This window comes from Microbacterium sp. NPDC055910 (genome assembly GCF_042271185.1).
GTDB lineage: Bacteria > Actinomycetota > Actinomycetes > Actinomycetales > Microbacteriaceae > Microbacterium.
The window spans coordinates 1-26,743 of sequence record NZ_JBHJZS010000017.1; the positions used below are offsets into that span (position 1 = coordinate 1).

General features: G+C 69.8%; 27 protein-coding genes. 11 read left to right on the forward strand and 16 right to left on the reverse strand.

The window, feature by feature from the left end; all coding sequences use genetic code 11:
- Window positions 1-158: 158 nt before the first annotated feature.
- Together ACFC3F_RS08930 and ACFC3F_RS08935 are read left to right on the forward strand one after the other, a co-directional pair.
- Complete coding sequence (locus ACFC3F_RS08930; RefSeq protein ID WP_376128657.1) at window positions 159-824, forward strand: RraA family protein; 666 nt, start codon at window positions 159-161, stop codon at window positions 822-824.
- Window positions 825-920: 96 nt separating this feature from the next.
- Window positions 921-1,769 (forward strand): SDR family NAD(P)-dependent oxidoreductase, encoded by an 849-nt coding sequence (locus tag ACFC3F_RS08935; RefSeq protein WP_376128659.1) that lies wholly within the window; start codon window positions 921-923, stop codon window positions 1,767-1,769.
- A 73-nt stretch (window positions 1,770-1,842) separates the two neighbouring features.
- Here the strand turns inward: ACFC3F_RS08935 and ACFC3F_RS08940 are convergent, their stop codons facing one another.
- The 3 genes from ACFC3F_RS08940 to ACFC3F_RS08950 all read right to left on the reverse strand — a co-directional run bounded on the left by ACFC3F_RS08940 (window position 1,843) and on the right by ACFC3F_RS08950 (window position 6,346).
- Window positions 1,843-3,207, reverse strand: coding sequence for an MFS transporter (locus ACFC3F_RS08940; protein WP_376128661.1), 1,365 nt, complete (start codon window positions 3,205-3,207; stop codon window positions 1,843-1,845).
- Between the two features lie 35 nt (window positions 3,208-3,242).
- Complete coding sequence (locus ACFC3F_RS08945) at window positions 3,243-4,835, reverse strand: dihydroxy-acid dehydratase (RefSeq protein WP_376128663.1); 1,593 nt, start codon at window positions 4,833-4,835, stop codon at window positions 3,243-3,245.
- A gap of 98 nt (window positions 4,836-4,933) precedes the next feature.
- A complete protein-coding gene (locus tag ACFC3F_RS08950) occupies window positions 4,934-6,346 on the reverse strand; it encodes an FAD-dependent oxidoreductase (protein ID WP_376128665.1) in 1,413 nt (470 codons plus the stop codon).
- Window positions 6,347-6,417: 71 nt separating this feature from the next.
- Here ACFC3F_RS08950 and ACFC3F_RS08955 point away from each other — a divergent pair, with 71 nt between their 5' ends.
- Window positions 6,418-7,068 (forward strand): GntR family transcriptional regulator, encoded by a 651-nt coding sequence (locus ACFC3F_RS08955; protein WP_376128667.1) that lies wholly within the window; start codon window positions 6,418-6,420, stop codon window positions 7,066-7,068.
- Window positions 7,069-7,133: 65 nt separating this feature from the next.
- Here ACFC3F_RS08955 and ACFC3F_RS08960 read toward each other — a convergent pair whose 3' ends face one another.
- From ACFC3F_RS08960 to ACFC3F_RS08975, 4 genes are read right to left on the reverse strand one after another with little or no spacing between them, the layout of a single operon-like run.
- The gene (locus tag ACFC3F_RS08960; protein WP_376128669.1) at window positions 7,134-8,261 is read right to left on the reverse strand and encodes a glycerate kinase; all 1,128 of its coding nucleotides are present in this window, start codon (window positions 8,259-8,261) and stop codon (window positions 7,134-7,136) included.
- 40 nt (window positions 8,262-8,301) lie between these two features.
- Window positions 8,302-9,189: a 3-methyl-2-oxobutanoate hydroxymethyltransferase gene (gene panB / locus ACFC3F_RS08965; protein ID WP_376128671.1), complete on the reverse strand. Its 888-nt coding sequence runs from the start codon at window positions 9,187-9,189 to the stop codon at window positions 8,302-8,304.
- Window positions 9,186-10,043 carry a pantoate--beta-alanine ligase gene (gene panC / locus ACFC3F_RS08970; protein WP_376128673.1) on the reverse strand — a complete coding sequence of 286 codons (858 nt, stop codon included), beginning with the start codon at window positions 10,041-10,043 and terminating at the stop codon, window positions 9,186-9,188. Before panC ends, panB begins: the two co-directional genes overlap by 4 nt.
- Entirely contained in the window at window positions 10,040-10,804 is a 765-nt protein-coding gene (locus ACFC3F_RS08975) for a DUF2520 domain-containing protein (protein ID WP_376128675.1), read from the reverse strand. The genes panC and ACFC3F_RS08975 overlap by 4 nt, the downstream gene beginning before the upstream one ends.
- A gap of 72 nt (window positions 10,805-10,876) precedes the next feature.
- Between ACFC3F_RS08975 and ACFC3F_RS08980 the strand changes: the two genes are divergently transcribed.
- Together ACFC3F_RS08980 and helR are read left to right on the forward strand one after the other, a co-directional pair.
- Window positions 10,877-12,325 (forward strand): aminotransferase class I/II-fold pyridoxal phosphate-dependent enzyme, encoded by a 1,449-nt coding sequence (locus ACFC3F_RS08980; protein WP_376128677.1) that lies wholly within the window; start codon window positions 10,877-10,879, stop codon window positions 12,323-12,325.
- 138 nt (window positions 12,326-12,463) lie between these two features.
- The gene (helR, locus tag ACFC3F_RS08985) at window positions 12,464-14,626 is read left to right on the forward strand and encodes an RNA polymerase recycling motor ATPase HelR (RefSeq protein ID WP_376128679.1); all 2,163 of its coding nucleotides are present in this window, start codon (window positions 12,464-12,466) and stop codon (window positions 14,624-14,626) included.
- Window positions 14,627-14,646: 20 nt separating this feature from the next.
- Here helR and ACFC3F_RS08990 read toward each other — a convergent pair whose 3' ends face one another.
- Genes ACFC3F_RS08990 through ACFC3F_RS09005 form a run of 4 tightly spaced genes read right to left on the reverse strand, consistent with a single transcriptional unit; the run spans window position 14,647 to window position 17,733 of the window.
- Window positions 14,647-15,357, reverse strand: a complete 711-nt coding sequence (locus tag ACFC3F_RS08990; RefSeq protein ID WP_376128681.1) for a RibD family protein — start codon at window positions 15,355-15,357, stop codon at window positions 14,647-14,649.
- Window positions 15,354-16,355 carry a glycosyltransferase gene (locus ACFC3F_RS08995; RefSeq protein ID WP_376128683.1) on the reverse strand — a complete coding sequence of 334 codons (1,002 nt, stop codon included), beginning with the start codon at window positions 16,353-16,355 and terminating at the stop codon, window positions 15,354-15,356. The genes ACFC3F_RS08990 and ACFC3F_RS08995 overlap by 4 nt, the downstream gene beginning before the upstream one ends.
- A complete protein-coding gene (locus tag ACFC3F_RS09000; RefSeq protein ID WP_376128685.1) occupies window positions 16,352-16,753 on the reverse strand; it encodes a 6-pyruvoyl tetrahydropterin synthase family protein in 402 nt (133 codons plus the stop codon). The genes ACFC3F_RS08995 and ACFC3F_RS09000 overlap by 4 nt, the downstream gene beginning before the upstream one ends.
- On the reverse strand, window positions 16,750-17,733 hold the full coding sequence (locus tag ACFC3F_RS09005) for a zinc-binding alcohol dehydrogenase (protein WP_376128687.1): 984 nt from the start codon (window positions 17,731-17,733) through the stop codon (window positions 16,750-16,752). Before ACFC3F_RS09005 ends, ACFC3F_RS09000 begins: the two co-directional genes overlap by 4 nt.
- Window positions 17,734-17,939: 206 nt before the next feature.
- Between ACFC3F_RS09005 and ACFC3F_RS09010 the strand changes: the two genes are divergently transcribed.
- Window positions 17,940-18,641: a GTP pyrophosphokinase family protein gene (locus tag ACFC3F_RS09010; protein ID WP_376128689.1), complete on the forward strand. Its 702-nt coding sequence runs from the start codon at window positions 17,940-17,942 to the stop codon at window positions 18,639-18,641.
- 10 nt (window positions 18,642-18,651) lie between these two features.
- Here the strand turns inward: ACFC3F_RS09010 and ACFC3F_RS09015 are convergent, their stop codons facing one another.
- The 3 genes from ACFC3F_RS09015 to ACFC3F_RS09025 form a co-directional block, all read right to left on the reverse strand.
- Complete coding sequence (locus ACFC3F_RS09015) at window positions 18,652-19,311, reverse strand: hypothetical protein (protein WP_376128691.1); 660 nt, start codon at window positions 19,309-19,311, stop codon at window positions 18,652-18,654.
- 38 nt (window positions 19,312-19,349) lie between these two features.
- On the reverse strand, window positions 19,350-21,068 hold the full coding sequence (locus ACFC3F_RS09020; RefSeq protein ID WP_376128692.1) for an acyl-CoA dehydrogenase: 1,719 nt from the start codon (window positions 21,066-21,068) through the stop codon (window positions 19,350-19,352).
- Between the two features lie 62 nt (window positions 21,069-21,130).
- On the reverse strand, window positions 21,131-21,547 hold the full coding sequence (locus ACFC3F_RS09025) for an OsmC family protein (RefSeq protein ID WP_376128694.1): 417 nt from the start codon (window positions 21,545-21,547) through the stop codon (window positions 21,131-21,133).
- A gap of 73 nt (window positions 21,548-21,620) precedes the next feature.
- Here ACFC3F_RS09025 and ACFC3F_RS09030 point away from each other — a divergent pair, with 73 nt between their 5' ends.
- The 4 genes from ACFC3F_RS09030 (at window position 21,621) to ACFC3F_RS09045 (ending at window position 24,460) form a co-directional block, all read left to right on the forward strand.
- On the forward strand, window positions 21,621-22,385 hold the full coding sequence (locus ACFC3F_RS09030; protein WP_376128695.1) for a methionine ABC transporter ATP-binding protein: 765 nt from the start codon (window positions 21,621-21,623) through the stop codon (window positions 22,383-22,385).
- Window positions 22,382-23,053, forward strand: coding sequence for a methionine ABC transporter permease (locus ACFC3F_RS09035; RefSeq protein WP_376128697.1), 672 nt, complete (start codon window positions 22,382-22,384; stop codon window positions 23,051-23,053). The genes ACFC3F_RS09030 and ACFC3F_RS09035 overlap by 4 nt, the downstream gene beginning before the upstream one ends.
- A gap of 45 nt (window positions 23,054-23,098) precedes the next feature.
- A complete protein-coding gene (locus tag ACFC3F_RS09040; RefSeq protein WP_376128699.1) occupies window positions 23,099-23,920 on the forward strand; it encodes a MetQ/NlpA family ABC transporter substrate-binding protein in 822 nt (273 codons plus the stop codon).
- A gap of 123 nt (window positions 23,921-24,043) precedes the next feature.
- The gene (locus ACFC3F_RS09045; RefSeq protein ID WP_376128701.1) at window positions 24,044-24,460 is read left to right on the forward strand and encodes a CBS domain-containing protein; all 417 of its coding nucleotides are present in this window, start codon (window positions 24,044-24,046) and stop codon (window positions 24,458-24,460) included.
- A gap of 2 nt (window positions 24,461-24,462) precedes the next feature.
- On the opposite strand, the gene ACFC3F_RS09050 is transcribed toward ACFC3F_RS09045, so the two are convergent.
- Window positions 24,463-24,609: a hypothetical protein gene (locus ACFC3F_RS09050; protein WP_376128703.1), complete on the reverse strand. Its 147-nt coding sequence runs from the start codon at window positions 24,607-24,609 to the stop codon at window positions 24,463-24,465.
- Window positions 24,610-24,698: 89 nt separating this feature from the next.
- Here ACFC3F_RS09050 and ACFC3F_RS09055 point away from each other — a divergent pair, with 89 nt between their 5' ends.
- Window positions 24,699-25,736 carry an FUSC family protein gene (locus tag ACFC3F_RS09055; RefSeq protein ID WP_376128755.1) on the forward strand — a complete coding sequence of 346 codons (1,038 nt, stop codon included), beginning with the start codon at window positions 24,699-24,701 and terminating at the stop codon, window positions 25,734-25,736.
- Window positions 25,737-25,745: 9 nt separating this feature from the next.
- On the opposite strand, the gene ACFC3F_RS09060 is transcribed toward ACFC3F_RS09055, so the two are convergent.
- The gene (locus tag ACFC3F_RS09060) at window positions 25,746-26,741 is read right to left on the reverse strand and encodes a cation diffusion facilitator family transporter (RefSeq protein ID WP_376128704.1); all 996 of its coding nucleotides are present in this window, start codon (window positions 26,739-26,741) and stop codon (window positions 25,746-25,748) included.
- Window positions 26,742-26,743: the final 2 nt, after the last annotated feature.

Here is a 26,743-nt window from a genome sequence, read left to right on the forward strand (position 1 = left end):
ACCGCGAGACCGCAACGGGCCGCCGAGACTGCGGGGTCCACCCGCTGTCTCGGCCGGCCGTTGCAGTCTCGCGGTCATGGAGCAGTCGCGCGGTCACGAACAGGCGGCGACCGCGCGCCGCGCTGTACTCCCGGCGCGGAGTGCGATGTCATGGACACATGAGCCTGCTCGATCGTTACGCCACGCTGGAGACCTCCGCGGTCAGTGATGCCCTGGACTCGCTGAGTCTGCTGTCGGGAGTAGGCGGGCTCCTTCCCCTCACGGTCGACGCACCGGTCATCGGGTACGCGCGCACCGCGCAACTCGAACCCCGTCATCAGGACGTGCTGCACACGCACATCCTCACCGAAGTGGTGGATGCCGCGGGCGAAGACGACGTCCTCGTCGTCGACAACGACGGGCGCACCGACGTCGCGGCGTGGGGCGGCATCCTCGGGCTGGGCGCGAGCCTTCGGGGCGTGCGCGGCATCATCATCGACGGCGCCATGCGCGACGTGCAGGAGAACCGCCGGCTCGACCTCGCCGTCTACGCCCGCGGCACGGTCCCCGCCTCGGCGCGCGGTCGGCTGCAGCAGCGCACGGCCGGCGAGCCTGTGCACATCGCCGGTCGTGTCGTGCACGAGGGCGACCTCGTGTTCGCCGACCCGACCGGATTCGTCGTCGTGCCGCGCGCCCACATCGACACGGTGCTGCGCCAGGCCGAGACGGTCGTCGCGCGGCGGCGAGCGATCAGCGACGACGTCCGCAACGGACTCGGTCTGCGCGACACGATGACCGATGCCCGCCTGGCCGGCACCGAACGCCCCGCGAACCCGGTGTCCTGACGCGCGGTGGGTTCGCCCGCGTCTGGATCAGGGCATCCGCCGCAGCTGGATTATGGTTCCAGGAACGACGTATCCGCTGCGACGATGGGCTTCCCGATGACTGACCGACGCGACCGAAACCCCGTTCGAGGTGCGACGGTGCTCATCACCGGCGCCGCCCGCGGCATGGGTGAGATCTATGCCCGCCGCGCCGTCGCGGCCGGTGCTCGCGCGATCGCCCTGTGGGACATCGACGAAGAGCTCGCGCAGCAGGTCGCCACCGATCTGTCACGATCCGGTGTCGATGCGCGGGCCTATCGGGTCGACATCTCACAGCTCGATGACATCCGCCGCGGCATCGCGCGGGTGCGCGAAGACCTCGGGGCACCGGACGTCGTCATCAACAACGCCGGCATCGTGCGCGGCGCACCTTTCTGGGAGCACGACCCCGAACGCGACATCGAGGCGACGATGCGCATCAACGTCCTCGCCGCGATGTGGCTCACGCGCGAAGTGCTGCCCGACATGATCGCGGATGCCGGCAAGCCCAAGCGCGTCCTCAACATCGCCTCGGCCGCGGGAACCCTCGCCAACCCGAACATGAGCGTCTACGCGGCATCCAAGTGGGCGATGATCGGCTGGAGCGATTCGGTGCGACTCGAGCTCGAGAAGGCCGGGCATCGCCACGTCGCCGTCACGACGTTCTGCCCGAGCTACGTCTCGACAGGTATGTTCGCGGGCGCCCGCGGTCCGCTGATGACCCCCATCATGACGCCGAAGCAGGCGACGGCCGCCGCCTGGAACGGGATGCTGCGGGGCACCGCCGTCGTCCTGCGGCCGTGGACGGTCAAACTCGCGATGGCGCTGCGCGGCGTCCTGCCGACGAGAGTGTGGGACACGGTAGCGGCGCGCGTCTTCAAGGTCTACTCGTCGATGGACGAGTTCACGGGGCGCCCCGGCGCCTGACGGGCGCGGGCGTGTCGACACCGCCCGTGCCCGGTCGCGATTGTCACGACCGGGCACGTCTGATCTTCTTCGCTCAGTCGGCGGCCACACGCGAGACGTCGTCGGCGGGCACCGTCTCGATGTCTTCCTTGTTGGTCTCCGGACCGAACGCCAGAGCAACCAGGGTGATTGCCGTGAGGAATGCCAGATAGACGATGATGATCCACCAGTGCCCGAACGAAGCGATGAGCGCCGTCGCGATGAGAGGCAGGAACCCTCCTGCGAGTACGGAGCCGATCTCTCGCGCGAATGCGAACCCCGAGAGGCGTGTGCGCGTGTCGAACAGCTCAGCGAAGTAGGCCGCCTGCGGTGCGAGCATCGCGGGGTAGAAGATGCCGAGGCCGACGACGAATCCGATGACGAGCAACGGCGGGTCCATCGACTCGAGCAAGAGGAAGAACGGCACGAGCCACACCACAGAGGCGATCGCCCCACCGGCATACACAGGCCGGCGTCCCACTTTGTCGCTGAGCGCGGCCCAGAGGGGGATCGCAATGATCTGCACCGCCGATGCGATGACGACCGCCGTCAAGGTGACGCTGCTACTCACGCCGAGCGTGTTGACCGCGAAGCCGACGGCGAATACGGGGAACAAATAGGCGAACCCGTTCTCGGCGAAGCGCGCGCCCACGACGACGAAGAAGTTTCGCGGGTGCCGGCGGATCGCTTCCAAGACCGGGACCTTCGTCTGCTTCGCGAGCCCCTCGTCCTCCGCGCGGATCGCATCTTCGTAGGCGGGGGTCTCGTCAATGTTGCGGCGGATGAAGTAGCCGACGATCAGGAGCACACCGCCGAGGAGGAAGGGCACGCGCCAGCCCCAGTTCTCGAAGTCCTCGGGGCTGAGGATCGATGTCATCAACTGGAAGACACCCGTGGACAGCAGCGTCGCCAGCGCGAACCCGATGGGCGCCCACGAACCGGCAAGTCCACGGCGCTTCTGATTGCCGTGCTCGACTGACAGCACGACCGCGCCGGCGTATTCGCCTCCGGCTCCGAAGCCCTGCACAAGCCGCAGTGCGATGAGAAGGATGGGAGCGCCGATTCCGATCGCGGCGTAGGTCGGCAGCAGTCCGATGAGCATCGTGGCGATCCCCATGAGGACGATCGTGAACACGAGCATCTTCTTGCGACCGACCTTGTCACCCATGTTTCCGAGGATGAGCCCGCCGAACGGACGCGCCAAGAAGCCCACGGCGTAGGTGGCGAATGCGGCGAGGGTCCCGACGACGGGATCCACGCTGGGGAAGAACTGAGAGTTCAGCACGAGAGCTGCGGCCGTGCCGTAGATGAGGAAGTCGTACCACTCGAGCGTGGTCCCGACGAGCGCGGCGATGCCCGCCTTTCTGGCTTGCTTGCGCTGAGCGTCGGTTCTCGTGGCACCGGTGCCGGTGTGTGTCATTGCCATCTCCTTTGTCGGCGGATTGTCTTTCGCGGTCACGGCGCCACCGGTCGGCGAAGGACCGCTCCCTGCTGAATAGGGCTGACAAGCGCGGCATACTGCCCGAGCCAGCCTCGCTCTGCGGATGGATCGCCGGCTGTTACAGGAGCGCCGTTACGAACGGGGGTCGCGTCGATTCGCCGCCGATCCAGGTCGATGCTGATGTCGTCGCCTTGCTCGATTCCGGCGAGCGGACCTCCGTCGGCCGCTTCGGGCATAACCTGGCCGACCACGAGTCCGTGGTTCAGCCCGGAGAGCTCACCATCCGTCACGACCGCGACTTCTCCGCCCAGTCCCGCGCCGTTGAGCGCCGCAACGAAGCTCGCCGCGAACACCGTGCCGGGGCCACCGCGCGGGCCCATGCCGCGGAGGACGATGACATCGCCTCGGTTGATTCGTCCGTCACCGAGCGCGGCGATCGCGTCGTCCTCACCCACGAAGACGTTGGCCGGACCCGAGAAGTCGCGGCGCGCTGCCCCGACACCGGCGACCTTCACGATGGCGCCGTCTGGCGCGAGGGAGCCGCGGAGGATGATGAGGCCGGGCTCATGCTTGATCGGGTCGTCGAGGGTGTGGAGGACATCGCCGTCTGCGGCACGTGCAACCGCCGCTCGCGCGGCAACGGTCGAGCCATCGACCGTGATCGCATCGCCGTGAAGCCGAGGAAGCAGCGTGCGCATCACCGTCTGGACGCCTCCGATGTCATCAAGGTCCCACACCTGGTGAGCACCGTTGGGTCGGATCGCCGCAAGCTGGACGGCGTCATGACCCTTCGACTCGAAGAGCGCGACGACATCCTGATTGAGGTCGGCCTCAGCCGAGATCGCCGTGAGGTGCCGGATGCAGTTGACGGAGCCGCCGAGAGCCAAGGCGACCTCGATGGCGTTTTCGATCGCATCCTCTGTGAGGATTTGGCGCGCTGTCAGATCCTCGGCAACCATCTCGACGATCCGATGGCCAGCCGCGCTGGCATTGGCGAGCATGGACTCGGAGTTGGCACGGGTCGGGGCCGAGCCTGCCACCGTCATGCCCAGGGCCTCTGCGAGGCAGTGCATCGTGTTGGCGGTGGCCAATCCCGCGCACACCCCCGGGCCTTGGATGGCCGAGTCCGCCAATTCACCGAGCTGGCACACGGTCATCTCACCGGACGCGATTGCGCCCACAGACTCGTAAACGGTGTCGATGTCGACCGAGCATCCGCTCCACGTGCCGCCCCGCTGGTAACCGCCGATCACGATGATGGACGGCAGATCGAGTCGTGCTGCGGCCATCAGGTGTGCCGGGGTGGTCTTGTCACAAGACGAGAGGAAGACGATCCCATCGAGCACGGCACCCTCCACAGCCGATTCGACATCGTTGACGATCAGATCTCGGGTAGGCATGAGATAGCGACCCTTGCGACCGGCGCTGGTCACGAAATCGCTCGGTGCGGTCGTGCGGATCTCGAACGGGAGACCGCCTGCCTCGCGGACGGCGTCGGCCACTCGAAGTGCGACATCATCGATGTGCGAGAAGCAGACGGACAGCCGCGACGACGTGTTGACGATTGCGATCTTCGGCTTGTCCTGGTCCTCGACACTGATCCCCATCGCGCTCCATTGCGCCCGACGAACAGCCCATCGCGTGGACCCGGGTTCGAAGTTACTGCGAAGGCGACCCGGCACGGTGCTTCGCTCGAGTGGTCCGGTCATTCTGTCCTCCTTGTACTGCCGGCGAAGGAATCCTCGACCGGGGTATCACCTGCAGGCACGCCGAGATCGCTGCCGTTTCGCACCATCCGCGCGCGCACCTCTCGGCCGTCGATGCGCCGATAGGCCGTCCCACTTTCCAGCGACATGATCGTCGCGACGGCGGCGGCATGACCGTATTCGAAGCACTGCGCAGTGACCCGCGCCGATGCGAGCGCCTCGTGCTCAGCGCTCAAGCATCGTCCCGCGACAATGATGTTCTCACCGGCCAACGGCACCAAAGTGCCGAACGGGACTTCGTAATAGTCATCGATGATCCAGTGCAGCTTCGGCCGCTCGCCGTCGTGCAACTCGATGGGCCAGGGAGAGCGACAGATAGCGTCGTCGAATCTCGCCGCCCCGACCACATCATCGTTGGTGAGCGTGGCGATTCCCGCAACCGTTCTAGTCTGCCGGACGCCTGCTTCCACCCCGGTATCCACGACGTATGCGTCCTCACATCCGGGAATGCTGTCCGCGAGAAAGCGCGCATATTCCCGCACCTGGCGACGCCCGTCGACCTCGGCGATCGTGAAGTCGGCCGGATCGATCACGTTCAGCATCCGAGCTTCAGGGCCCACGAGGCGCGTCGCGTTGACCAGGAGTTCACCCGGCCGTCCCGTGTCGAAGATCCAGATCTTCTCGCGCGGAAGGTCGAGTCCCCGCTCACGTGCATCTCGGATCTCGGCAGACACCCACTCGGGCGAGATCGTGTCTGGCCCCCACGCGTTCCAGAACGCTTCGGTATCGACGTTAGCGATCCTGAAGAACATCGTCGGGTTCTGGATCCGTCCGTTCTGGCCAAAACTGTATTCTCCGCCAGCGCGTGAGACGACCGCGGCATCCCCGGACGCGTCCACGATCCGTTGGGCGCCGATCTTGGACAATCCCGCATTCGACGCCACGACGACACCGCGGAAGTCGTCGCCTTCCATGATCACCCCGACGAGCGTCGTGTGGAAGAGCACCTCAACGCCCGCCTGTAAGAGCAGCTGATCGGCGGACTCGCGCCACTTGAGCGGGTCGTGTGCTCGTGTGAAGGTCTTGCCGTAGACCTGAGGTGGAGTCAGTCCGCCGCGCGATTCCAGCTCATCGATGAAGCGCTGGGTGAAACCGCGTACGACCTGTGCAGGTTCGTGTGCCCTGTCGCTGGCTAGATAGAGGCCGCAGATCGTCCCTGAAAGTCCGGCGACGGCGGCCCCTCCGGCGAAGCCGTATTTCTCGATGATCATGACCTCGAGGCCACTCTCTGCGGTAACGGTAGCGGCTGCCACTCCCGCAGCCCCCGCCCCGACGACAAGAACGTCCACCGAGGCGAGCAGAGGGAGGGAGTCGATGTCGGCGACAACGCCATCCAGCGCCCAATCGGACACTGATATATGAGTCATGTATGGAGAGTACATATGTTCACGCGGTATTGTCTACCCCAATGCGAAGGGATGCGATGACGGGGAAGAATCTGGCCGACCGCGCATTCGAGGAGATCGAACGACTCATCGTGCTGCAGCAAATCGCGCCCGGCAGTTTGGTTTCCGAAAAGCAGCTCATGGAGCTCACGGGCATCGGACGCACCCCGGTCCGTGAGGCGTTGCAGCGGCTCGCTCGAGATCGCATGGTGGAGATCCACCCGCAGCGGGGAGTTCTCGTTCCCTCCAGCTCGGTTGAAGCGCAGCTCAAGCTTCTGGAGCTCCGCCGGCAGCTCGAACCCTTCTCCGCCCGACTCGCTGCCGCTCGCGCGACGAAAGCTCAGCGCCAACGCGCCGAGGAACTGGCTCGTCGCGCCACCGTGATGGCGCCGACGGAGTTGGAGTCGTTTCCGGGGTTCCTTCGCGAGGCCCACGAACTGATCGTGTCGGCCGCGCACAATGAATTTCTGAGTGTCGCAATGGCGCCACTCCAGGGCCTATCCCGGCGATTCTGGTTCTCTCATGTCAAAGACCCCGATGCCGAGCTCGCCCGCGCCGGCGCCCTCCACGCGGCGATTCTCGCCGCGATCGCCGCGCACGACGAGGACGCAGCAGTCGCTGCTTCGATCGATCTGAATGATTACCTGATCGCGTTCACCTACGCCACTCTTCCGACGCGGAGCATCTGAAGCCCCGAATCAGCCCCGCACGAGTGGCACGGACGACGAATCGCGCTACTCGCTGTCTGCACAGCTCAGCGGCGGGTTCGACCGGCCGCCACCATCGCCGCTTCCTCGAGCCAGCGACCGGGATCGCGCATCGCCGCGGTCTCACCGCCGGCGAGTTCGCACAGAGACAGCGTCGTGGCGCCGGGGGCAACCGAGCGGACGCTTCCGGCGACGACGATCGCTCTGACGTCCTTCCGCCCGGCCGAGGCCAGCACCGCGCCGACGACCTTGCCCGTCAGGCTCGTCGCGTCGAAGCGGCCCTCTCCCGTGACCACGACGTCGGCATCCGTGAGCGCGTCGTCCAGCCCCGTCAAGCGCGAGATCGTCGCGGCTCCGGGCTCGATGGTCGCGCCCCAGAACTCCGTGAAGCCGAACGCCGTGCCGCCGGCGGCACCGGCGCCCGGCAGCGACCTGGCGGCATCCGACGCGCCCGCGGCATCGGCAAGTCGCAGCAGCGCACGCTCCAGTCCGGCGATCTGATCCTGCGTCGCACCCTTCTGCGGACCGAACGTCGCCGCCGCCCCACGCGGACCGAGCAGGGGTGCCGTCACATCGCACAGCAACCGGATGCCACCGGGCGGAGGTGCGATCAGATGCGTACGGTCGATCGAGCGCACGGCGAGCAGCCCACCGGCTCCGTCCACGACGGGGCGCCCGCGCTCGTCGAGCAGGCGCAGTCCGAGCGCGGCGAGCGCGCCGGCCCCTCCGTCGGTCGACGCCGATCCGCCCAGACCGAGGAGCACACTCCGGGCACCGTCGGCGAGCACCTGAGCGATGACCTCGCCGACACCGCGCGTCGTCGCGCCGACCGGGTCGAGCGCACGCATGAGCGGAAGCCCCGACGTGAGCGCGAGCTCGACGCATGCCGTGCCGTCGGCGAGAAGCAGATACCGCCCGCGCGCGGGCGACCCGTCGGGACCGGTCACCGCCCCCGTCTCCACCCACCGCGCGGCGGGCATCGAGGCGGCGAGCGCGTCGAGCGTGCCCTCTCCCCCGTCGGCCTGCGGCACCAGGAGGACCGCGTCGTCTGGACGGACCGACCGCCACCCCCGCGCGATGCTGTCGGCTGCCGCCCTCGCGTCGAACGTGCCCTTGAACGAATCCGTCGCGACGACGACGTTCAGAACGTCACGGGAAGGCGCAGCGTCGTTCATCGCACCACCATTCATCCGCGTCGTCGGATCCGAACCGAGCTCACGGATTCGGCGGACCCGGGTCCTTCGTCGCCCGTCGTTCGAGCGCCGCCCGCGCGGCGTCGACAGCCTCCGGACGGGAGCGGTACGTGTGTTCGGCGGCGGGGAACAGCCCGGTGCGCACCTCGTCGGTGTACGCGGCGACCCCTGCGGTCATCGCGTCGCCGACGTCGGCGAAACGCTTCACGAAGGTCGGGAGCCTTCCCGGCGTGATGCCGAGCAGATCGTGCAGCACGAGCACCTGTCCGTCGGCCGGCCCCGCGCCGATGCCGATCACCGGGATGCGCAGCGCCGGAAGCACGACGGCGAGAAGCTCGGCCGGCACGGCTTCGACGACGAGCGCGAACGCTCCGGCATCCTGCACGGCGAGCGCCTCGTCGATGAGGCGAGCCGCCGATTCCTCGGTGCGCCCCTGCGCGCGCAGACCACCCAGCGCGACGGCGGTCTGAGGCGTCAGGCCGACATGACCGACGACGGGGATGCCGGCATCCACGATCGCGCGGATGCGCGACAACCGCGACGTGGTCGCGCCCTCGAGCTTGACGGCGTCGGCGCCGGCCTCCTTCACGAAGCGCACGGCGGTCGCCACCGACTGCTCGTCCGAGGTCTCGGTCGACCCGAAAGGCAGGTCGCAGACGACGAAGGCCGTGCGCACGGCGCGCCGCACGGCGCCGGCCAGCACGAGCATCTCGTCGACCGTGATCGACACCGTCGAATCGTGACCCAGCACGACCTGCGCGCCCGAGTCGCCCACGAGCACCATGTCGACCCCGGCCTCGTCGGCGATGCGCCCCGAGGGGTGGTCGTAGGCCGTCACCATGACGATCTGCTCGCCGCCGGCCTTCATCTGGGCCAGGCGCGTGATCGTGATGGGAGCGCGGTGCGTCATGACGGCTCTCCTCCCGGCGCGAGCACGACGTTGTCGATCAGCCGGGTCGCTCCGACCCGGACCGCGACGGCGACGAGCGCCGGGCGGTCGACTGCCCGCACTTCCTCGAGAGTATCGGGGTCGACGATCGCGACGTACTCGGCGGTCAGGCCGCTCGCGCCGAGCACCTCGATCGCCCGCGCCCGCAGGACCTGCGCGTCGCGCTCGCCCGCGGCCGCGGCATCCCGGATCGCGCGAAGCGCACGGGGGATCGCGAGCGCCCGCTCCCGCTCGGACCGCGACAGCAGTGCGTTGCGGCTGGAGCGCGCGAGGCCGTCGGGATCGCGTGACGTCGGGCATACGGCGATGCGCACGGGAATGCCCAGATCGGCCACGGCGCGACGGACCACGACGACCTGCTGCGCATCCTTCGCGCCGAAGTACGCGACGTCGGGACGCACGGCGAGCAGCAGCTTGACCACGACCGTGGCGACGCCGTCGAAGTGCCCGCGGCCGCGATGCGCGCCCTCGAGCGTCTCGGCGATGTGGCCGGTCACGCTGACGGTCGTGGCAGAGCCCGCCGGGTACATCTCGGCGGGCGCCGGGGCGAACAGGATGTCCGTGCCGACGGATGCCGCAATCTCCGCGTCGCGCTGCTCGGTGCGCGGGTACGCGTCGAGGTCGGCGGCGTCGTTGAACTGCGTCGGATTGACGAAGATCGACAGCACGACGGTGTCCTCGGCTTCGCGGGCGGCCCGCAGCAGCGTCAGGTGGCCCTCGTGCAGCGCACCCATCGTCGGGACGAAGCCGATGCGGCCCTCGCCGCGCCGGGCGAGCGCTTCGCGCAGTTCGGCGACGGTGCGCACGGTGATCATGACGGCCTTCCCTGCGGCTCGGCGGCCGCCAGGTCGCGCGTCGCCGACACCAGGGCGTCGAACAGTTCGAGGCGGCCGGGCAGACGTTCGGCGACGGCGGCGCGCTGCTGCCGCACGGTCTCGTCGTCTCCGCGCGCGATCGGTCCCGTGAGTGCGACGTAGGCGCCGTGGTCCGCCCAGTTCTCCACGGCCGCCCGCACGAGCGGCACGAGCGCCGACCGCTCGATGCCGGCGGTCGCCGCGAGCTCCGCGGCGAACCCCTCGACGGTGATGAGGAAGTTCGAGGCGACACTCGCCGCGGCGTGGTACGCGACGCGGTCGGCGTCGTCGACCTCGAAGGCATCGAGCCCGAGGGCCGTGGCGAGGGCGTGCGCCGCCCGCTCGGCCCGCGGAGTCGAGGCGGCGAGGGCGGCGGGCACGCCGGCGAACCGGGCGCCGGCGCCCGTGACGGTCATGAGCGGATGGATGCTGAAGGCCTCGTGCGCGGCGAGCGGGTCGAGCGTCGTCGATCCCGACAGATGCCCCACCAGGCGCCCGGGGGCGATGTGCGCCGCGGCCGCGGCGATCGCGGTGTCCGGGACGGCGAGCAGCACGATGTCGGCGTCGTCGCCCGTCGCTCCGCGCCCGGCGGGCCCGCGCACGGCGACGCCCGCGTCGGCGAGCGCCGCGGTGAGCGCGGTGCCCATCCGTCCGGCGCCGACGACGAGTACGGTCTCGCCGAACGGCGCACGGGGCGTCGAGGTCGGGGCTTCGGGATCCACTGTGGGGATGCTACCGCGCACGCGCGGCACGGGTGAACGCCCCTGCCCGCCGTCCTCGCTAGGGTCGTGCGTGTGCCCGCCCTGAACCCCGATGACGCGCCGCTCCTCGATGCCTGGCAGCGCTTCACGGCGGCCGCCGAAGCCGGCGCCGTCACGCCGTTCAGCATCCCGGGCCACAAGCACCGCCGCGACCTCGTCGGCGAGGTGATCCGCGGCGATGTGCCGCTGTTCGCGGGGCTGGACACCATGAAGCAGTCGCACGGTCTCCTCGCCGACGCCGAGGCGCGCACGGCCGCAGCGTGGGGCGTCGACTGGGCGCGACTGTCGACGGGCGGATCGACGCACGCGAACCAGGCGGCGGTCCTCGCGCTCGGCCGGCCCGGCCAGTCCGTCGTCGTGTCGCGCACGCTGCACCGCTCGGTGCTGCTCGGCATCGTGTTCGCGGGGCTGCGACCGGTGTGGGTGCGCCCCGAGGTCGACGCCGCGACGGGGCTTCCGGGTGCCGTGCCGGCCGAGGTCGTGGCATCCGCCCTCGCCGAGAACCCCGACGCGTGCGGCGTGCTGATCGGCGACCCCTCGTATACGGGCACGCTGTCGGACACCGGCGGGATCGCGGATGCGGCGCACGCCGCCGGAGTCCCGCTGGTCGTGGATGCCGCGTGGGCGGCCTACTTCGGCTTCTCGCCGCTCGTCCCCGCTCACGCTCTCGCTCGCGGTGCGGATGCGCTCGTGACCAGTGCCCACAAGACGCTGCCGGCCTGGAGCCAGGGGGCTCTGCTCGTCGCCCGTACGACCCGGGCCGGAGGCCTGCTCGACCCCGACCGGCTCGAGCGCGGCTTCGAGGCGTCGAACTCGACGAGCCCCGCCGGCGCGATCCTCGCGAGCATCGACGCGTCACGCGCACTGCTGCAGCGCGACGGCGAGCATCTCATCGGACGACTCGTCGCGCTCGTGTCGCGCGCCCGGGCGCGGCTGTCGGCGGTCGACGGCATCGAGGTGCTCGAGAGCCGGCCCGGCCTCGCGGTCGATCCGGCCAAGCTCGTCGTGCTCGTCGCCGGCACCGGCGCCCACGGGCACTCCCTCGAGGCCGACCTTCTCGCCGAGGGGATCAGTCTCGAGATGGCCGACCGCGACGTGCTCGTGCCGATGGTCACACTCGCCGACGACGAGCGCTCGGTCGATCGCCTCGTCGACGCCCTCATCGCGGCCGTCGACCGGCACCGGGGCAGCCCGCGCAAGGTCGCGCCCTCATCGGCCTGGGCGGTCGAACCGCATCAGGCGCTCACCCCGCGCGACGCGTTCTTCGCCCCGCACGAGAGCGTCCCGGCCGACGCCGCCGTGGGCCGCGTGTGCGCCGAGCTGATCGCGCCCTACCCGCCGGGGGTACCCGTGCTCGCACCGGGCGAGATCGTCACGCGGGAAGCGCTGGACGCGCTGCGCGAGACGCGCGCCGACGGCGGTCGCATCGCCTACGCCGCCGACCCCACCCTGGCCACGATCCAGGTCGTCGCGACCGCCTGAGCGGGAAAAGACGAAGGGAGAACAGAATGTCCTCCCACTTTCAGAGTATCGCCGGAGGGGGGCCTTGCCGCAAGACCCCCCTCCTGGGGCAGAATCGATCCCCGCTCGCGCGGTGTGCGCCCGAGCGGGAGAGGCCGCATGACGAACGACCCGAAGGACCCGTTCTCGGATCTTCCGCCCGCGAAGGCGGATCCGTCGCTCATCGACGCCGACCGCAGGCACTTCGCGCGCATCGCCGATGCGCTGCGACACCAGCACGACGAGGCCGAGGCCCGACTCGCCGCCGCACGACGGATTCCGGCGCGCTCGGGTGAGGCCGCCGTCGAACGGGACCTCGAGATCCGCCGGCTCAGCAGTCGTCTTCGACTGCTCGGTCGGTTCGGGATCGACCTCTGCCTGGGCAGGATGACCCGGGCGAGCGGCGAGTGCGTGTACATCGGACGCACCGGACTCGCAGCGCCCGACGGCACGCGGCTGGTCATCGACTGGCGCACGCCCGCCGCGGAGCCCTACTTCGCCGCGACGCTCGAGGATCCCCGCGGGCTCGTCTCACGCCGTCGCTACCGCTGGGCGCACGGCCGCGTCGTCGACTACTGGGACGAAGCGCTCGCCGCCGCGGGATTCGACGATCGCGCGTCGCTCGACGACCAGTCCGCGTTCATCGCGAGCCTCGGCTCGCACCGGACGTCGAAGATGCGCGATGTGCTCGCGACCATCCATTCCGATCAGGACGCGATCATCCGCGCACCCTCCCCCGGCGCCCTGGTCGTCGACGGCGGCCCGGGCACGGGCAAGACGGTCGTCGCGCTCCATCGCGCGGCGCATCTGCTGTATGCCGAGCCGCGGCTCACGCAGAGCGGCGGCGGGATGCTGCTGGTCGGCCCCCACCCGCACTACCTCTCGTACGTCGAAGATGTCCTGCCGAGTCTCGGCGAGGACACGGTGCGGCTGTGCACGCTGCGCGACCTGGTGCCCGAGGGTCGTGACGCCGGCGACGAGAGCGACGCGCGGGTCGCGGGCCTCAAGGCCGCTCTGGATCCGATCGCGGTGATCGACGCCGCCGCGGCCGAGCACGAGCGGCCGCCTCGGCGTGCACTCCCGATCGATTCGCCGTGGGGCGAGCTGTGGGTGACCCGCGACGAGTGGGCGGATGTGTTCCGCAACGCCGACCGCGGTGTCGCGCACAACGAGGCACGCGACGGTGTGTGGGAGGAGCTCATGGAGCTCCTCGTCGACCAGATCGACGACCCGGATGCCGCGCCGCAGGTCGTGCGCCGCTGGCTGCGCCAGGACGAGGAGCTGACCGGCACGTTCCTGCGCTCCTGGCCCCTGCTCTCTCCGACGGAGATCGTCGCCCGGCTGTGGAGCGACGCGGATCTCCTGCAGCGCTGCGCACCGCATCTCTCCCCCGCCGACGCCGTGGCGTTGCAGCGATCCCAGCCGCGGGCATGGACGGCAGCCGACCTTCCGCTGCTGGATGCCGCGCATCGACGCATCGGCGACCCCGAGGCGGCGCGACGCGAGCATCGCCGTCAGGCCGTGATCGCCGCGACGCAGGACCGGATGTCCCACGTCATCGACCACCTCATCGAGAACGACGACAGCGAGATGAAGGTCATGTCCATCCTGCACGGTGAGGACGCACGGAACGTGCTCGCCGGCGCCGATGCGCCTCCGGTCGCCGATCCGGACGAGCTCGCCGGCCCCTTCGCCCACATCGTGGTCGACGAGGCGCAGGAGCTCACCGACGCCGAATGGCGGATGCTGTTGGCGCGATGCCCGTCGAAGAGCCTGACGATCGTCGGCGACCGCGCCCAGGCCCGGCACGGCTTCGTGGAGACGTGGACCGAGCGCCTCGAACGCGTCGGCGCCCGCGGCGTGCACCTCGCCCACCTCGGTGTGAACTACCGCACGCCGTCCGAAGCGATGGCGGCCGCGGCGCCGGTGATCCTCGCCGCGATCCCCGATGCGAACGTGCCGACCTCCGTCCGCGACAGCGGCATCGCCGTCCAGGAGGGCTCGGTCCATGAGCGGGACCGCATCATCGGCGAATGGCTCGCCGAGAACCCCGACGGCATCGCGTGCGTCATCGGAGACCCGGGCTTCGCGCCGAGGCCGCGGGTCCGCTCGCTCAGCCCCGCCGCCGCCAAGGGGCTGGAGTTCGATCTCGTGGTGATCGTCCGCCCCGACGACTTCGGGGACGATGTCACCGGCGCGGTGGACCGTTACGTCGCGATGACGAGGACGACGAGCCGGCTCGTCCTCCTGCGGCCCGCCCCGGTGCATCCCGTGTCACGCTGATCGGTCCGATCGCCCATGATTCACGACGGCGCTGCGCCGGCGATCTTGCTCGGGCACCGCGATGACAGGGCGTACCGCAGCAGCACGACATCGCCGATGGGCCGCGTGTCGAGCAGCCGCGCGCGGTGCTCGTCGTCCCACGGGAACCGTCCCGGATGCACGAAGCGCGGCGCGCCGGCTTCTCCCACGAAGAACGGCGCGATCACGAGCTGCAGCTCGTCGGCGAGCCGCTGCACGAGGAACTGCGTGTGCACGCGGCCTCCGCCCTCGACCATGAGCCGCCCGATCCCTCGCGCGCCGAGGTCGGTGATCGCGTCCGCCATCGGCGTCTCGCCGTCCAAGCCGACGATCGTCGCGCGATCGCCGAGCGCGCGCGTCAGGCGCCCGGCCTCACCGCGCGGGCAGTACACGATCTTCTCGACGTCGCCGAGCGTGAAGAACGCCGAGTCGGCGGGCAGGTCGCCCGTCGCCGTGATCGTGACTTTCGCGGGCGAGGCCGGCAGCCCCCGCGCGACCCGCGCGCGACGTCGCTCCTCGCTGCGCACGAGCAGCCGCGGATTGTCGCGCCGCACGGTCGAGGCGCCGACCATGATGGCGTCGTTGTCGGCCCGCAGCTGGTCGACGCGGTCGAAGTCGGCCTCGTTCGACATCGCGAGCCGGTGCGGCGCGGCACTGTCCAGGCAGCCGTCGAGCGACATCGCTGCGCTGAGCGTCACGTACGGCCGCGTCATGGCACACCCGCCAGGGCGTCCGAGACCCGCGCCACGGTCGTGTCCCACCCGCGTCGCAGCGGGCGCGCACGCCGGGCCGCCGTCGTCAGGCGGCCGCGCAGATCCGGGTCGGTCATCCACTGCCGCAGCGCGTCGGCGAGCGCTCCCGCATCGCCGGGCGGCACGAGGAGCGCGGCGTCGTCGGCCACCGCCTCGGGTACACCGCCGACCCCGCTCGCGAGGACGGGGATGCCGCGCGCCTGCGCCTCGGCGACGACCATGCCGTACGCCTCGACGCGCGTGGGCGCGACGAGCAGATCGGTGCCGTCGTACCGGCGGTCGAGCTCGTCCGCCGTGCACACGCCCGCGAGCTCGACGCGCTCGCGCAGACCGGCATCCTGCAGCCGATCGCGCAGGTCGTCGACGAAGGCGGGATCCGCGTCGGTCGCGCCGGCGAGGGTGCAGTGCCAGTCCGGGATGCCGGTGAGTTCGGCGAGCGCCGTGACGAGGACGTCCTGTCCCTTGTGCGGGGCGAGCACGCCGACGCACAGCAGCGCTCCGCCATCTTGCGTCCCGGACGCGACGGTGGCGGGGGCGACCCCCGGCGCGGCCACCGCGACGTCGTCCCGATCGAGCTGCGCCGCCGTCCATTCGCTCGTCGCGATGACGGCGCGTGCGGCGCGCACCGCACGCCGCTCCCCCTCGGCCGCGGCGGGATCGGGCTGCGGGAACGCCGACGACACCATGTGCGCGAGCACGACGATCCGAAGGCGCGCGGAGGCGTCTTCGATCGCTGCCGCCGAGGCACCCGCGACGAGACCGTCGACGAGCACGAGGGCGCCGTCGGGTTCGGCCTCGAGCGCGCCCCGGGCCTGGGCGGGATCGACCTCGACCGTGCGCACGCGCCATCCCGTGCGAAGGAGCCCGTCGCGCACCTGCCGGTCGTACACGTTCCCCCCGCTCACCCGCGCGGGATCATCGAGCCCGCGCGGCACGACGAAGCTCACGGCATCCGTCACAACGCGACCTCGTAGGTCGCCCACGCGATGTGCGATTCGTGCAGCGTCACCGCGATGGCGTCGATCCTGCCGGCATCCGCTCCGAGATCGCCGTTCCGCGCGGCCGTCACGAGCTGCTGTGCGACGTACTCGCACAGGCGCTCCGTCGTCGTGTTGACGCCCGTGAAGCGGGGGTCGTCGTCGAGATTGCGGTAGGTCAGCGACGACAGGATGCCGCTCAGCACCTCGGAGGCGAGGCCGATGTCGACGACGACGCCGTTCTCGTCGAGCTCGGCGACGCGGAAGGCCGCGTCGACGACGAAGGTCGCCCCGTGCAGCCGCTGCGCGGGGCCGAACATCTCGCCGGTGAAGCTGTGCGCGATCATCATGTGGTCGCGCACCGTGAGCGTGTAGGTCATTCGTCGTCCTTCCAGTCGATGACGTGGCAGAGTCCGGGCAGGTCGCCGGCAGCGATCGCCGCCATCGTCTCGGGCAGTCGGGTCCACGACGACTCGCCCGTGAGGAGTGCGTCGTAGGCGGGGTCGCGCAGCAGCCGCAGCGCGATCTCGAGCCGGTCGCCTGTCGTGCGCGTGCCGCGTCTGCGCGCGGGCACGACACCGACCTGACTCGAGCGGATCGTGAGTCTTCGCGAGTGGAAGTCCTCGCCCAGCGGCAGGCTGACCTCGCGGCTGCCGAACCAGCTCGCCTCGATGATCTCGCCCTCGGTCGCCGCGGTGCGCAGAGCGGTTCGCAGGCCGTCTTCCGAGCCGCTCGTGTCGATCACGATCTCCCGGCCGTGCGGAGCGTCCGCGGGCACGTGGAAGGCGACGTCGAGGGCGGCGCACACCTCGGCCTTCGTCTCGTCGACATCGACGACGGCGATCTGCACGCCCGGGATGCCGCGGGCCAGACGCGCGACGGCACAGCCGATCATGCCCGCACCGATCACGGTGATGCGGTCGCCGACGAGGGGTGCGGCATCCCACAGGATGTTGACCGCGGTCTCGACGGCTCCCGCGAGCACCGCTCGGCGGGCGGGCACACCGTGGGGCACGAGGACGAGCGCCGACTCCGGCACGACGAAGGCGGACTGGTGCGGCGCGAGCGTGAAGACGGTGCGGCCTTCGAGGGTCGACGGTCCCGTCTCGACGACCCCGACGTTGAGATAGCCGTACTTGACGGGTGCGGGAAAGTCGCCCTCTTGGAGAGGCGCCCGCATGCGGGCGTGTTCGCGCTCGGGAACCTCGCCGCGGAAGACCGTCGACTCGGTGCCGCGACTGATGCCCGTGTAGACGGTGCGCACGCGGACGTCGCCGAACTCGGGGTCGCGGATCCGTTCTCGGCGCAACGCCCCTCGGCCCGGCTCCTCGATCCAGAACGACGTCGCCTGCACCGCCATCCCCTCCGTTCGTCATCACCTCGGTCGCGGCCACAGGCCGGTCAGCGCCCACGTCTCGCGGGTGATCGGCCGACGTCCCCACCTTCCCGCATCCTGCGCGAGGTCGCGAGGGCTTGCTTTGCCGCGCGGCTCGGCTACAGCGGTCGCTTCCGCGGAGCGCTGTTGCTCACAGCGCCCGCCTATGCCCGGCGGCTAACGTTTCGGTCATGCGCGCGAGGCCGGAATCCGTGACCGTCATGACCGAGGACGGGCCCAGCGTGTTCTCGCCCGATCAGCTGCGGACGATGCGCGACGAGTTCCAGCGCTTTCTGCTCGACTACCAGTTCGGACTGCGCGAAGTCGAGACGAAGCTCGGCATCCTGCGCGACGAGTTCCTCCTCGTTCACGACTACAACCCGATCGAGCACGTGTCCAGTCGTGTCAAGACCAGCGACAGCCTCATCGACAAACTCGTGCGCAAGGGCATCGACCCCTCACTCGACACGATCCGCCGGGAGGTCACCGACATCGCCGGCGTGCGCGTGACGACGAGCTTCGCCCCGGACGCCTACCGCCTGTTCGACCTTCTCGCCGGACAGGACGACATCACCGTACGCACGGTCAAGGACTACATCGCCGAGCCCAAGCCCAACGGGTACAAGAGCCTGCACGCGGTCGTCGACGTGCCTGTCTTCCTGTCCACGGGTCGCGTCAGCGTGCCGGTCGAAGTGCAGTTCCGCACGATCGCCATGGACTTCTGGGCCAGTCTCGAGCACAAGATCTATTACAAGTACGACGGTGTCGTCCCCGACGGGCTGCTGGCCGAGCTGAAGGATGCGGCGGACTCCGCCGCGGAACTCGACGCCCGGATGGAGCGACTCCACGGCGAACTGCGCGCCCCGGATCGCCGCGGACTCATGGCGGTCTAGACGAGACGGGTCATTCGCCGCCGTCGAAGACACCGCCGTCGAGGAGCCAGTTGTAGCGCAGCCGCAGCGCGCGCTCCGTGCTCGCCACGAGCGTCGCGATCAGGAGCGAGATATTCGCCCAGGCGGGGAGGTGGATCGGGCTGATGAACGTGCCGACGCTTTCGGCGACGGGCGGAATCCGCGTGATCTGCTCGATGATCTGCGGCACGCCGATAACGAGGGCGACGAGGAGCACCGCGACCGAGGCGATCCCGATGCCACGACTGAGCGCGGGGCGCGTCGTGTTCAGTCGTGAGCGCCGGCCCTCCGCAGACGCCGAATCGGGGCTGAGCTGCCGTTCGGTCCCGTCGTCGGCGATGTAGTGGCAGCGCTTGAGCCCGAAGCTGCTGGCGACGACCTCGATCGTGCCGCCGGGCACGGCGAAGGCTGCGGGAAGCTTCGACCGCGCGAGGTTGCGGCCGTCACGGTACAGCTGGGCGATCACTTCACCGTTCGAGTCGCCCCACAGGCGCACGTCGACGGACCAGACCTGGGGTCTTCCGTGCTCGTCGGCCAGTCGCAGGTGGAACAGCGACCGAGACAGGGGCTGCCACCACCGGTATCCCGGCAGCACATGGCCGTCTCCGGGCTTGGCCCGCCGTGCAGCTCGCTTCCTCTTCCCGGAACCCATCGTTCGAGCCTAACGCGGGCGATTCCGCGTCGCAGAGATCAGGCGATCTCGCCGTTCGCGACCGTTTCGGCGAGCGCGTGCACGCGCGGCAGGTGGTGGCTGCCGTAGAAGTCAGCGGCCGTCAGGCGCGCGGCATCCGTCTCGGTCTCGGTCGGGTGCGCGAGCACAGCGGCGACCGCCTGCGCGTGCATCCATCCGCCGGCGAGTGTGCCGAGGAGCATCAGGTACGGCACGCTCACGGCGTACGCGTCGCGCGATCCCTCGAACGCGAGCAGATCGGTCGTCGCCCGGCGGGCCGCATCGACGGCGCGCGCGAGCTGGTCGGCGGTGCGTGCGGCCGTCGGCGCATCCCGCGCGCGCAGTCCGGCGACCGTCTCGTCGATCAGGTCGAACAGGTGCTCTGCCGTCACCCCGTTGTCGCGCAGCACCTTGCGGCCGACGAGGTCGTTGGACTGGACCGCCGTCGTGCCCTCGTAGATCGTCGTGATGCGCACGTCGCGATAGTGCTGTGCGACCCCCGTCTCTTCGACGAAGCCCATCCCGCCGAAGACCTGGATCGCGTCGCTCGTGACGCCGATGGCGTCTTCGGTCGTCCAGCCCTTGAGGATCGGCACGAAGAACTCGGCGAGGGTCGCGACAGCGGGGTCGGTCTCGCCGCGATCGAGCAGGTCGCCGACGTAGACGCCCAGCGCGCGCATCGCGAAGATCTTGCTCGACATCGACAGCAGCAGACGGCGCACATCGGGGTGCTCGGCGATCGGCGTGCCGGCGGGCCGGTCGAGGACGCGTCCTTGCAGGCGCTGCGCGGCGTAGTCGGCGGCTTCCTGGTAGGCGCGGTCGGCGATGCCGGTCGCCTGGAAGCCCATGCCGGCGCGCGCCGAGTTCATCATGACGAACATGCCGGCAAGGCCGCCGTGCAGCTCGCCGACGAGGTAGCCGGTCGCGTCGGCGTAGTCGAGCACGCAGGTCGGGCTGCCGTGGATGCCGAGCTTGTGCTCGATCCCGACCGTCGTGATGGCGTTGCGCTCCCCCAGCGAGCCGTCGCCGCCGACGAGGAACTTCGGCGCGACGAACAGCGACAGGCCCTTCGCCCCCTCGGGCGCTCCGGGCGTGCGCGCCAGCACGAGGTGCACGATGTTCTCGGCGATGTCGTGATCGCCCCACGTGATGAAGATCTTCTGCCCGCGGATCGCCCAGCTGCCGTCATCGCGCGGCGTCGCGAGCGTGCGGATCGCGCCGAGATCGGTGCCGGCGGCGGGCTCTGTGAGGTTCATCGTGCCCGTCCAGCGCCCGGACACCAGCTGTGTCAGGTAGGTCTCGCGCAGATCCTCGGATGCCGCGGCGTCGAGGGCGTGGATCTGTCCCGCCGTCAGCAGCCAGCACAGCGCGAACGCGGCGTTCGAGGCGTTCCACATCTCGCCGAGGCCCGCGCGGATGCCGCCGGGCAGCCCGTCGCCGCCGGCCGAGACGGGAGCCTCGGCGGTGACCCATCCGGCCTCCACGAAGGCCTGATACGCCTCGGCGAAGCCGTCGGGCAGGCGCACGTCGCCGTCTTCGAGGCGTGCGCCGACCTCGTCGCCGATCCGCTCGAGGGGAGCGATGACGGATGCCGCGAACTCTCCGGCTGCCGCGAGGATCTCGGTCGCGTCGTCGGCCGTGAGCTCTCCCGCCGTCGCGCGCGAGACGAGGTCGGTGCCGAACACCTCGCTCAGCAGGAACGTGTAGTCCTCGATCGGGGGACGGTACGAATCGACCATGAGAGCCTCTTTCACACGACGACGGCAGTGGGACTGCGGTTCAGTCTACGTGAGACTAGGTGTCACGCGGCGGCGTAGTCCTCGGTGTGCACGCGGACGGTGGCAGCGCCGGCGAGCAGCTTCGAGACGGGGCAGCGCGCGTGCGCGGCGGCGAGCACGCGCTCCACCTCGGCGACCCCGGCACCCTCGGCGGACAGGTAGGCGTCGACATGGAACTCCAGTCCGGGGCCGGGCCGCGCATCGTGCAGCGCCACCTCGACACGCACGGCGGTGCGCCGAGCACCGCCGACGATGACCTGCGCCGTCGCGTTGAGGCACGTCGCCCAGGCCAGGGCGAGCAGCTGCTCCGGATTGGTCGCGTCTGAGTCCGCGGCATCCGACAGCGGCGACGCGACGGCCACCTCGAGCCCTCCGGGCACGCGGCTCACGCCGTCACCGCCGTCTGTGTTGAAGGCCGCCGTCCGGTACCGTGCACGCATCCGGCCAGTATAATTGGACGCTGTACATCAATTCGCCGGAATGCGCGGCGCAAGCAGGAAGCGACCCGACGCGATGGGCACAGCCGAGCCGGCGATCGTGACGTTCGACGCCGTCACGAAGCACTTCGGCGCACCCGCCGAGGGACGGCCCGCGCTGCGCGACATCGATCTCACGATCGAGCGCGGCGAGATCTTCGGCGTCATCGGAGAAAGCGGCGCCGGCAAGTCGACACTGCTGCAGCTCGTCAACGGGCTCACCACCGCGACCTCGGGAACCGTCACGGTCGACGGTTCCGACGTCGCGACGCTCGGTCGGCGAGCGCTCCGGATGCTGCGTCGCGACATCGGCGTCGTGTTCCAGGGCATCCACCTCCTCAGCAGCCGGACCGTGCGCGACAACGTCGCCCTGCCCCTCACGCTCGCGAAGCGGACGAACGGCCGGGCGCAGCGGGAAGCCGTCGACGAGATCCTCGCGTTCGTCGGGCTCTCGCATCGGGCCGACCACTACCCCGCTCAGCTCAGCGGCGGCGAACAGCAGCGCGTCGGTCTCGCGCGGGCGCTCGTGGCCAGACCCGCCCTGCTGCTGTGCGACGAGCCGACCTCGTCACTGGACGCCGCGACGACCTCCGACGTGCTGCGTGTGCTGCGCAACGCTCGCGACGAGCTCGGCACGACCGTCGTCGTCATCACGCACGACCTCGACGTCGTCAAGGCGCTCTGCGACCGTGCGGCACTGCTCGAGCGCGGCGTGCTGCAGGAGCTCTTCCGCGTCGCGCGCACGGAGTATCCGACCCTTCCCAGCTACCGCGAACAGGTGCGACGGGAGCTGATGAGATGACCTGGCTCACCGAGCTGTTCGACGAGTACGGCGACGCGATCGTCGAGTCGCTCGCCGAGACCGGCTACATGCTCGTCGTGTCTCTTGCCGCCGCCGTGCTCATCGGTCTGCCGCTGGGCGTCATCGTCTTCCTGACCCAGCGCGGCGGACTGGCCGAGCACCGCGTGTTCTGGTCGGCGGCGAACATGTTCATCAACATCGTGCGCTCCTTCCCGTTCCTGCTGCTCGTGGTGTTCCTCATCCCATTCACGCGCCTGGTGATGGGCACGAGCTTCGGCACGCAGGCGGCGACCCTCCCCCTGTGCTTCGTCGCCGTCGCGATCTACGCCCGCCTGGTCGAGCAGATCCTGCGCGAGATCCCCGCGGGCATATCGCGTGTCGCCGATGCGATGGGCGCGACCCTTCCCCAGGCGGTGTTCCGCGTGCTCCTCCCCGAAGCGCGGTCCGGTCTCGTCTACGCGCTGACCTCGGCCGCGATCAGCCTGCTGTCGTACTCGACCGTGCTCGGTGTCGTGGGCGGCGGCGGCATCGGCGACTTCGCGATGCGCTACGGCTACCAGGAATACAACGACGCCCTCATGTACATCACGATCCTCATCATCATCGTGTGCGTCCTGGCCATCCAGGCCGTCGGCTACCGCACGTCGCAGCGCCTCGACCACCGCTGATCTTCAGCGCACAGAACCCCCACCACAGAAAAGAGAAGTACCACCATGGCAAAAGCCCGCTTCGGCATCCTCGCCGGCCTCGTCGCCTCCGCGCTGCTCATCGGAGGCTGCGCGTCGGGCGGCGACGACGCGCAGCCCGAGCCCGGCGGCGATGAGACGGTGACGATCCAGGTCGCCGCGGTCACCTCTCCCATGACGGATGTCGTCACGGCGGCCGCCGAGGCCATCGAGGACGGCTACGAGATCGAGCTCGTGGAGGTGTCGGACTATGTGACGGCCAACGTGATCGTGAACGCCGGAGACGTGTTCGCGAACTTCTCGCAGCACGAGCCGTACATGGAATCGTTCAACGCCGGCAACGACGGCACCCTCGTCGCGGTGCAGCCCGTCTACAACTTCGTCATCGCGTTCTATTCGAAGACGATCGACGACATCGCCGATCTTCCCGAGGGCGGCACGGTCGCGGTGCCCGACGACTCGTCCAACCGGGGCCGCGCGCTGAAGCTGCTCGCCGATGAGGGGGTCATCACCCTCGACGCCTCCGTCGATCCCTACGACGCGACCGTCGCCGACATCGCCGAGAACCCGAAGAACCTCGAGTTCCTCGAGGTCGGCATCAGTGCCCTCAACGCCGCATACGACGAGGCCGATCTCGTCTTCCAGTGGCCGTCGCACATCGCCGCACTCGGCCTCACGCCCGAGCAGGACGGCCTCATCACCGAGCTCGACGACCGCTTCGTGCTGCACCTGGTCGTGCGCGACGAAGACGCCGACTCCGCCGCCACGGCCGCCCTCAAGACAGCGTTCGCGAGCGACGAAGTGCGCGAGGTCATCGAATCGAACGGCACGATCCAGCCCGCCTTCTGACCGGAAGCCGGATGCACCGGGGGCGGCGCCGGGTCGATCCACGCGATGGGCCGGACGTCAACCCCGGTGCTGCGGTGCGCGGGCTCGCCTAGCGTCGCGTGCAGGAGAGAAAGGAGTCATCCCATGACTGCTGCACGCGACATCATGACCCTCGACCCGACGTGCGTGCGAGAGAACGACACCCTCGTCGACGCGGCCCGGCTGCTGCGGGACCTCGACGTCGGCGCGCTCCCGATCTGCGGCGAAGACGACCGACTGAAGGGCATGCTCACCGACCGCGACATCGTCGTGCGCTGCATCGCCGACGGCGGCGACCCCGTCACGACGACGGCCGGCAGCCTCGCGCAGGGCAAGCCCGTCACGATCGGCGCCGACGACGACATCCGCGAGGCGCTGACGGTGATGCAGGACCACCAGGTGCGGCGTCTTCCCGTCATCGACGGCCATGACCTGGTCGGGATCATCAGTCAGGCCGACATCGCCCGCGAGTTGTCCGCCACTCAGACGGGTGAGACGGTCGCCGAGATCTCGGAGGACTGACGCTAACGGTCCTGTGGGGCATCGGTGGCACCCTCGGTCGCTCCGCTCGCGGCGTCGGCCTGCTGCTCCCCCTCGTGCATCTGCTCGGTGAAGTCGTCGCCCGCGAGGTCGGATCCTGGGCCGGTACGGTTCGGGTCGTCTCTGTCCATACCCACCATCGTGCGTCGCGCCCTGCGAGAGGGGAACGCCCTTGACACGGCGTGACGATCCACCGCCGCTGCGGCGTGCCGCGGGGTGGATGGCGCGCGTGGCGGGACAGCCTCGCCTGCTGCTGGCGGCGAAGACGGCCCTCGCCGCGACGCTGGCCTGGTACCTGGCGCCTCTCATCCCCTTCGCCGAGGACCAGTACTCCTATTACGGACCCCTCGGCGTGCTCGTCACGATGCACCCCACGGTCGCGCGATCGCTGCGGGTCGGCGCGCAGGCCCTGCTCGGCCTCGCGCTCGGCATCGCGCTCGGACTCGGCGGCATGGCGCTCGCGCGCCTGGATATGCCGGCGGGTCTCGTGCTGGCCGGTATCGTGCTGATCGCGATCCTGATCGGCGGGTTCCGTCGTCTGGGCGCGGGCCGCGACTGGATCGCGCTCGCCGCGCTGTTCGTCCTCGTCGCCGGCAACAACGCCGAGGACTTCTCGGTGTCGTACCTCGTCACGATGGGGTTCGGCGTCGTCGTGGGGGTCGTCGTGAACCTCGTGGTCGTGCCGCCGCTGTATCTGCGGCGCGCGAGCGAGAAGCTGACCGAGCTGCGCGCCACGGTCGTGCGGGTCCTCGACGAGCTGAGCGACGCGGTCGCGCACGCGCGACTCGACGACGAGCGCCTTCACGCGGCGGTCGACGAGCTGGGCGCCGTGATCGCAGCCGTCACCGACGACGTCGCCCAGGGCGACGAGAGTCAGCGCATCAATCCGCGCGGCCGTCGGCACACGGGCGAGCAGGATGAGAACGCCCGGCGCCTCGCGGCGCTCGAGCGCACGTCGTTCCTCACGCGCGACCTCATCGATGTGATCCTGCACATGGATGCCGCCGAGGATCCGACGCTGACGAGCACCCTGCGCGACGACCTCGCGCGCGCGATCCGGCGCACCGGCGAGCTCGTCGACGCCCCGCTCGGCTCGAAACGGGCGCCGGACCTGCTGCACGCGGCATCCGATGCCCTGGAGTCCTATGAGCGCGCGCTCACCGATCAGACGGCGGCGGCCATGCCGCAGGTAGCGAACGAGGCGGGGGCGGTGCTCGCCCTGCGCCGCATCATCGACGTGTCGCGCGACTTCGTGTAGCCGCGCGATTCAGAAATTGCGCTCGGTCTGACGCTCGGACGGACCGCCGACCTCTTCGGGCAGCTTCTCGACGGGGATCAGGACGATGTCCTGGATCTTCCAGTCGAGGTTGATGCACTCCTCGCGCGTTTCGCGCAGCTTGCGCACCGACACCTTGCCCGTCGTCGCCGGCACGACGAACGCCTCGACGTGCAGGACGTGGCCCTGATCCCGCGTCCGCGATCCGGCCGCCCGCACCCAGGGCTGCCGCAGGAGCACTTCGTCGATCTGCCGCGTGAGGGGGTGCGGCTCGCTGTCGTCGAAGGTGGTCGCGGCGGTGTCCATCAGGTCGGTGATGGCCGACTTCATGTTCCTGAAACCGTCCCACAGGATGCTCGCGGCGATGAACAGCGCGGCGGCCGAGTCCATCCACCACAGCCCCAGCCCGATGCCGCCCACGCCGATGATCGACCCCACGGCGGTCATCCAGTCCGCCTTGTTCATGTCGGCATCGGCATACAGCACTTTGTCGTGCAGCTGCTCGGCGATCTTCATCTTGACCCGGCCGAAATAGACCGGCAGCGGGATCGTCAGCGCCATGACGAACATCATGAGCCAGCCGAGCCAGACGGTGTTTCCGAAGAGCTCGACCGAGCCGATGGGGGGATGCTCGGCCGTGAGCAGGCCCGTCGCGGAATCGACGACGAGGAACAGCCCCATCGCGAGGAGCGCCACGCCCGCGACGAGATGCGCGACGCCGACCGCGCGGTGGAAGCCGTAGGGATACTTCGCCGAGGGCGGCCGGTTGACGATGCGCACGGCCAGAAGGAAGGCGATCGGCGGGGCGAGCGAGAGGATGTCTTCGATCCACGCGGCCTTCATGGCCTGCGAATTGCCCATCACGAGGTAGATGAGCGCGATCATGACGATGAGGAACGCGATCGTGAACCATTCGATCCGGATCGCGCGGCGAAGGGCCTGCTCCTGGTCGGGCGGAAGCTCGTTCCTTCCGAAACGCACCGCCATGG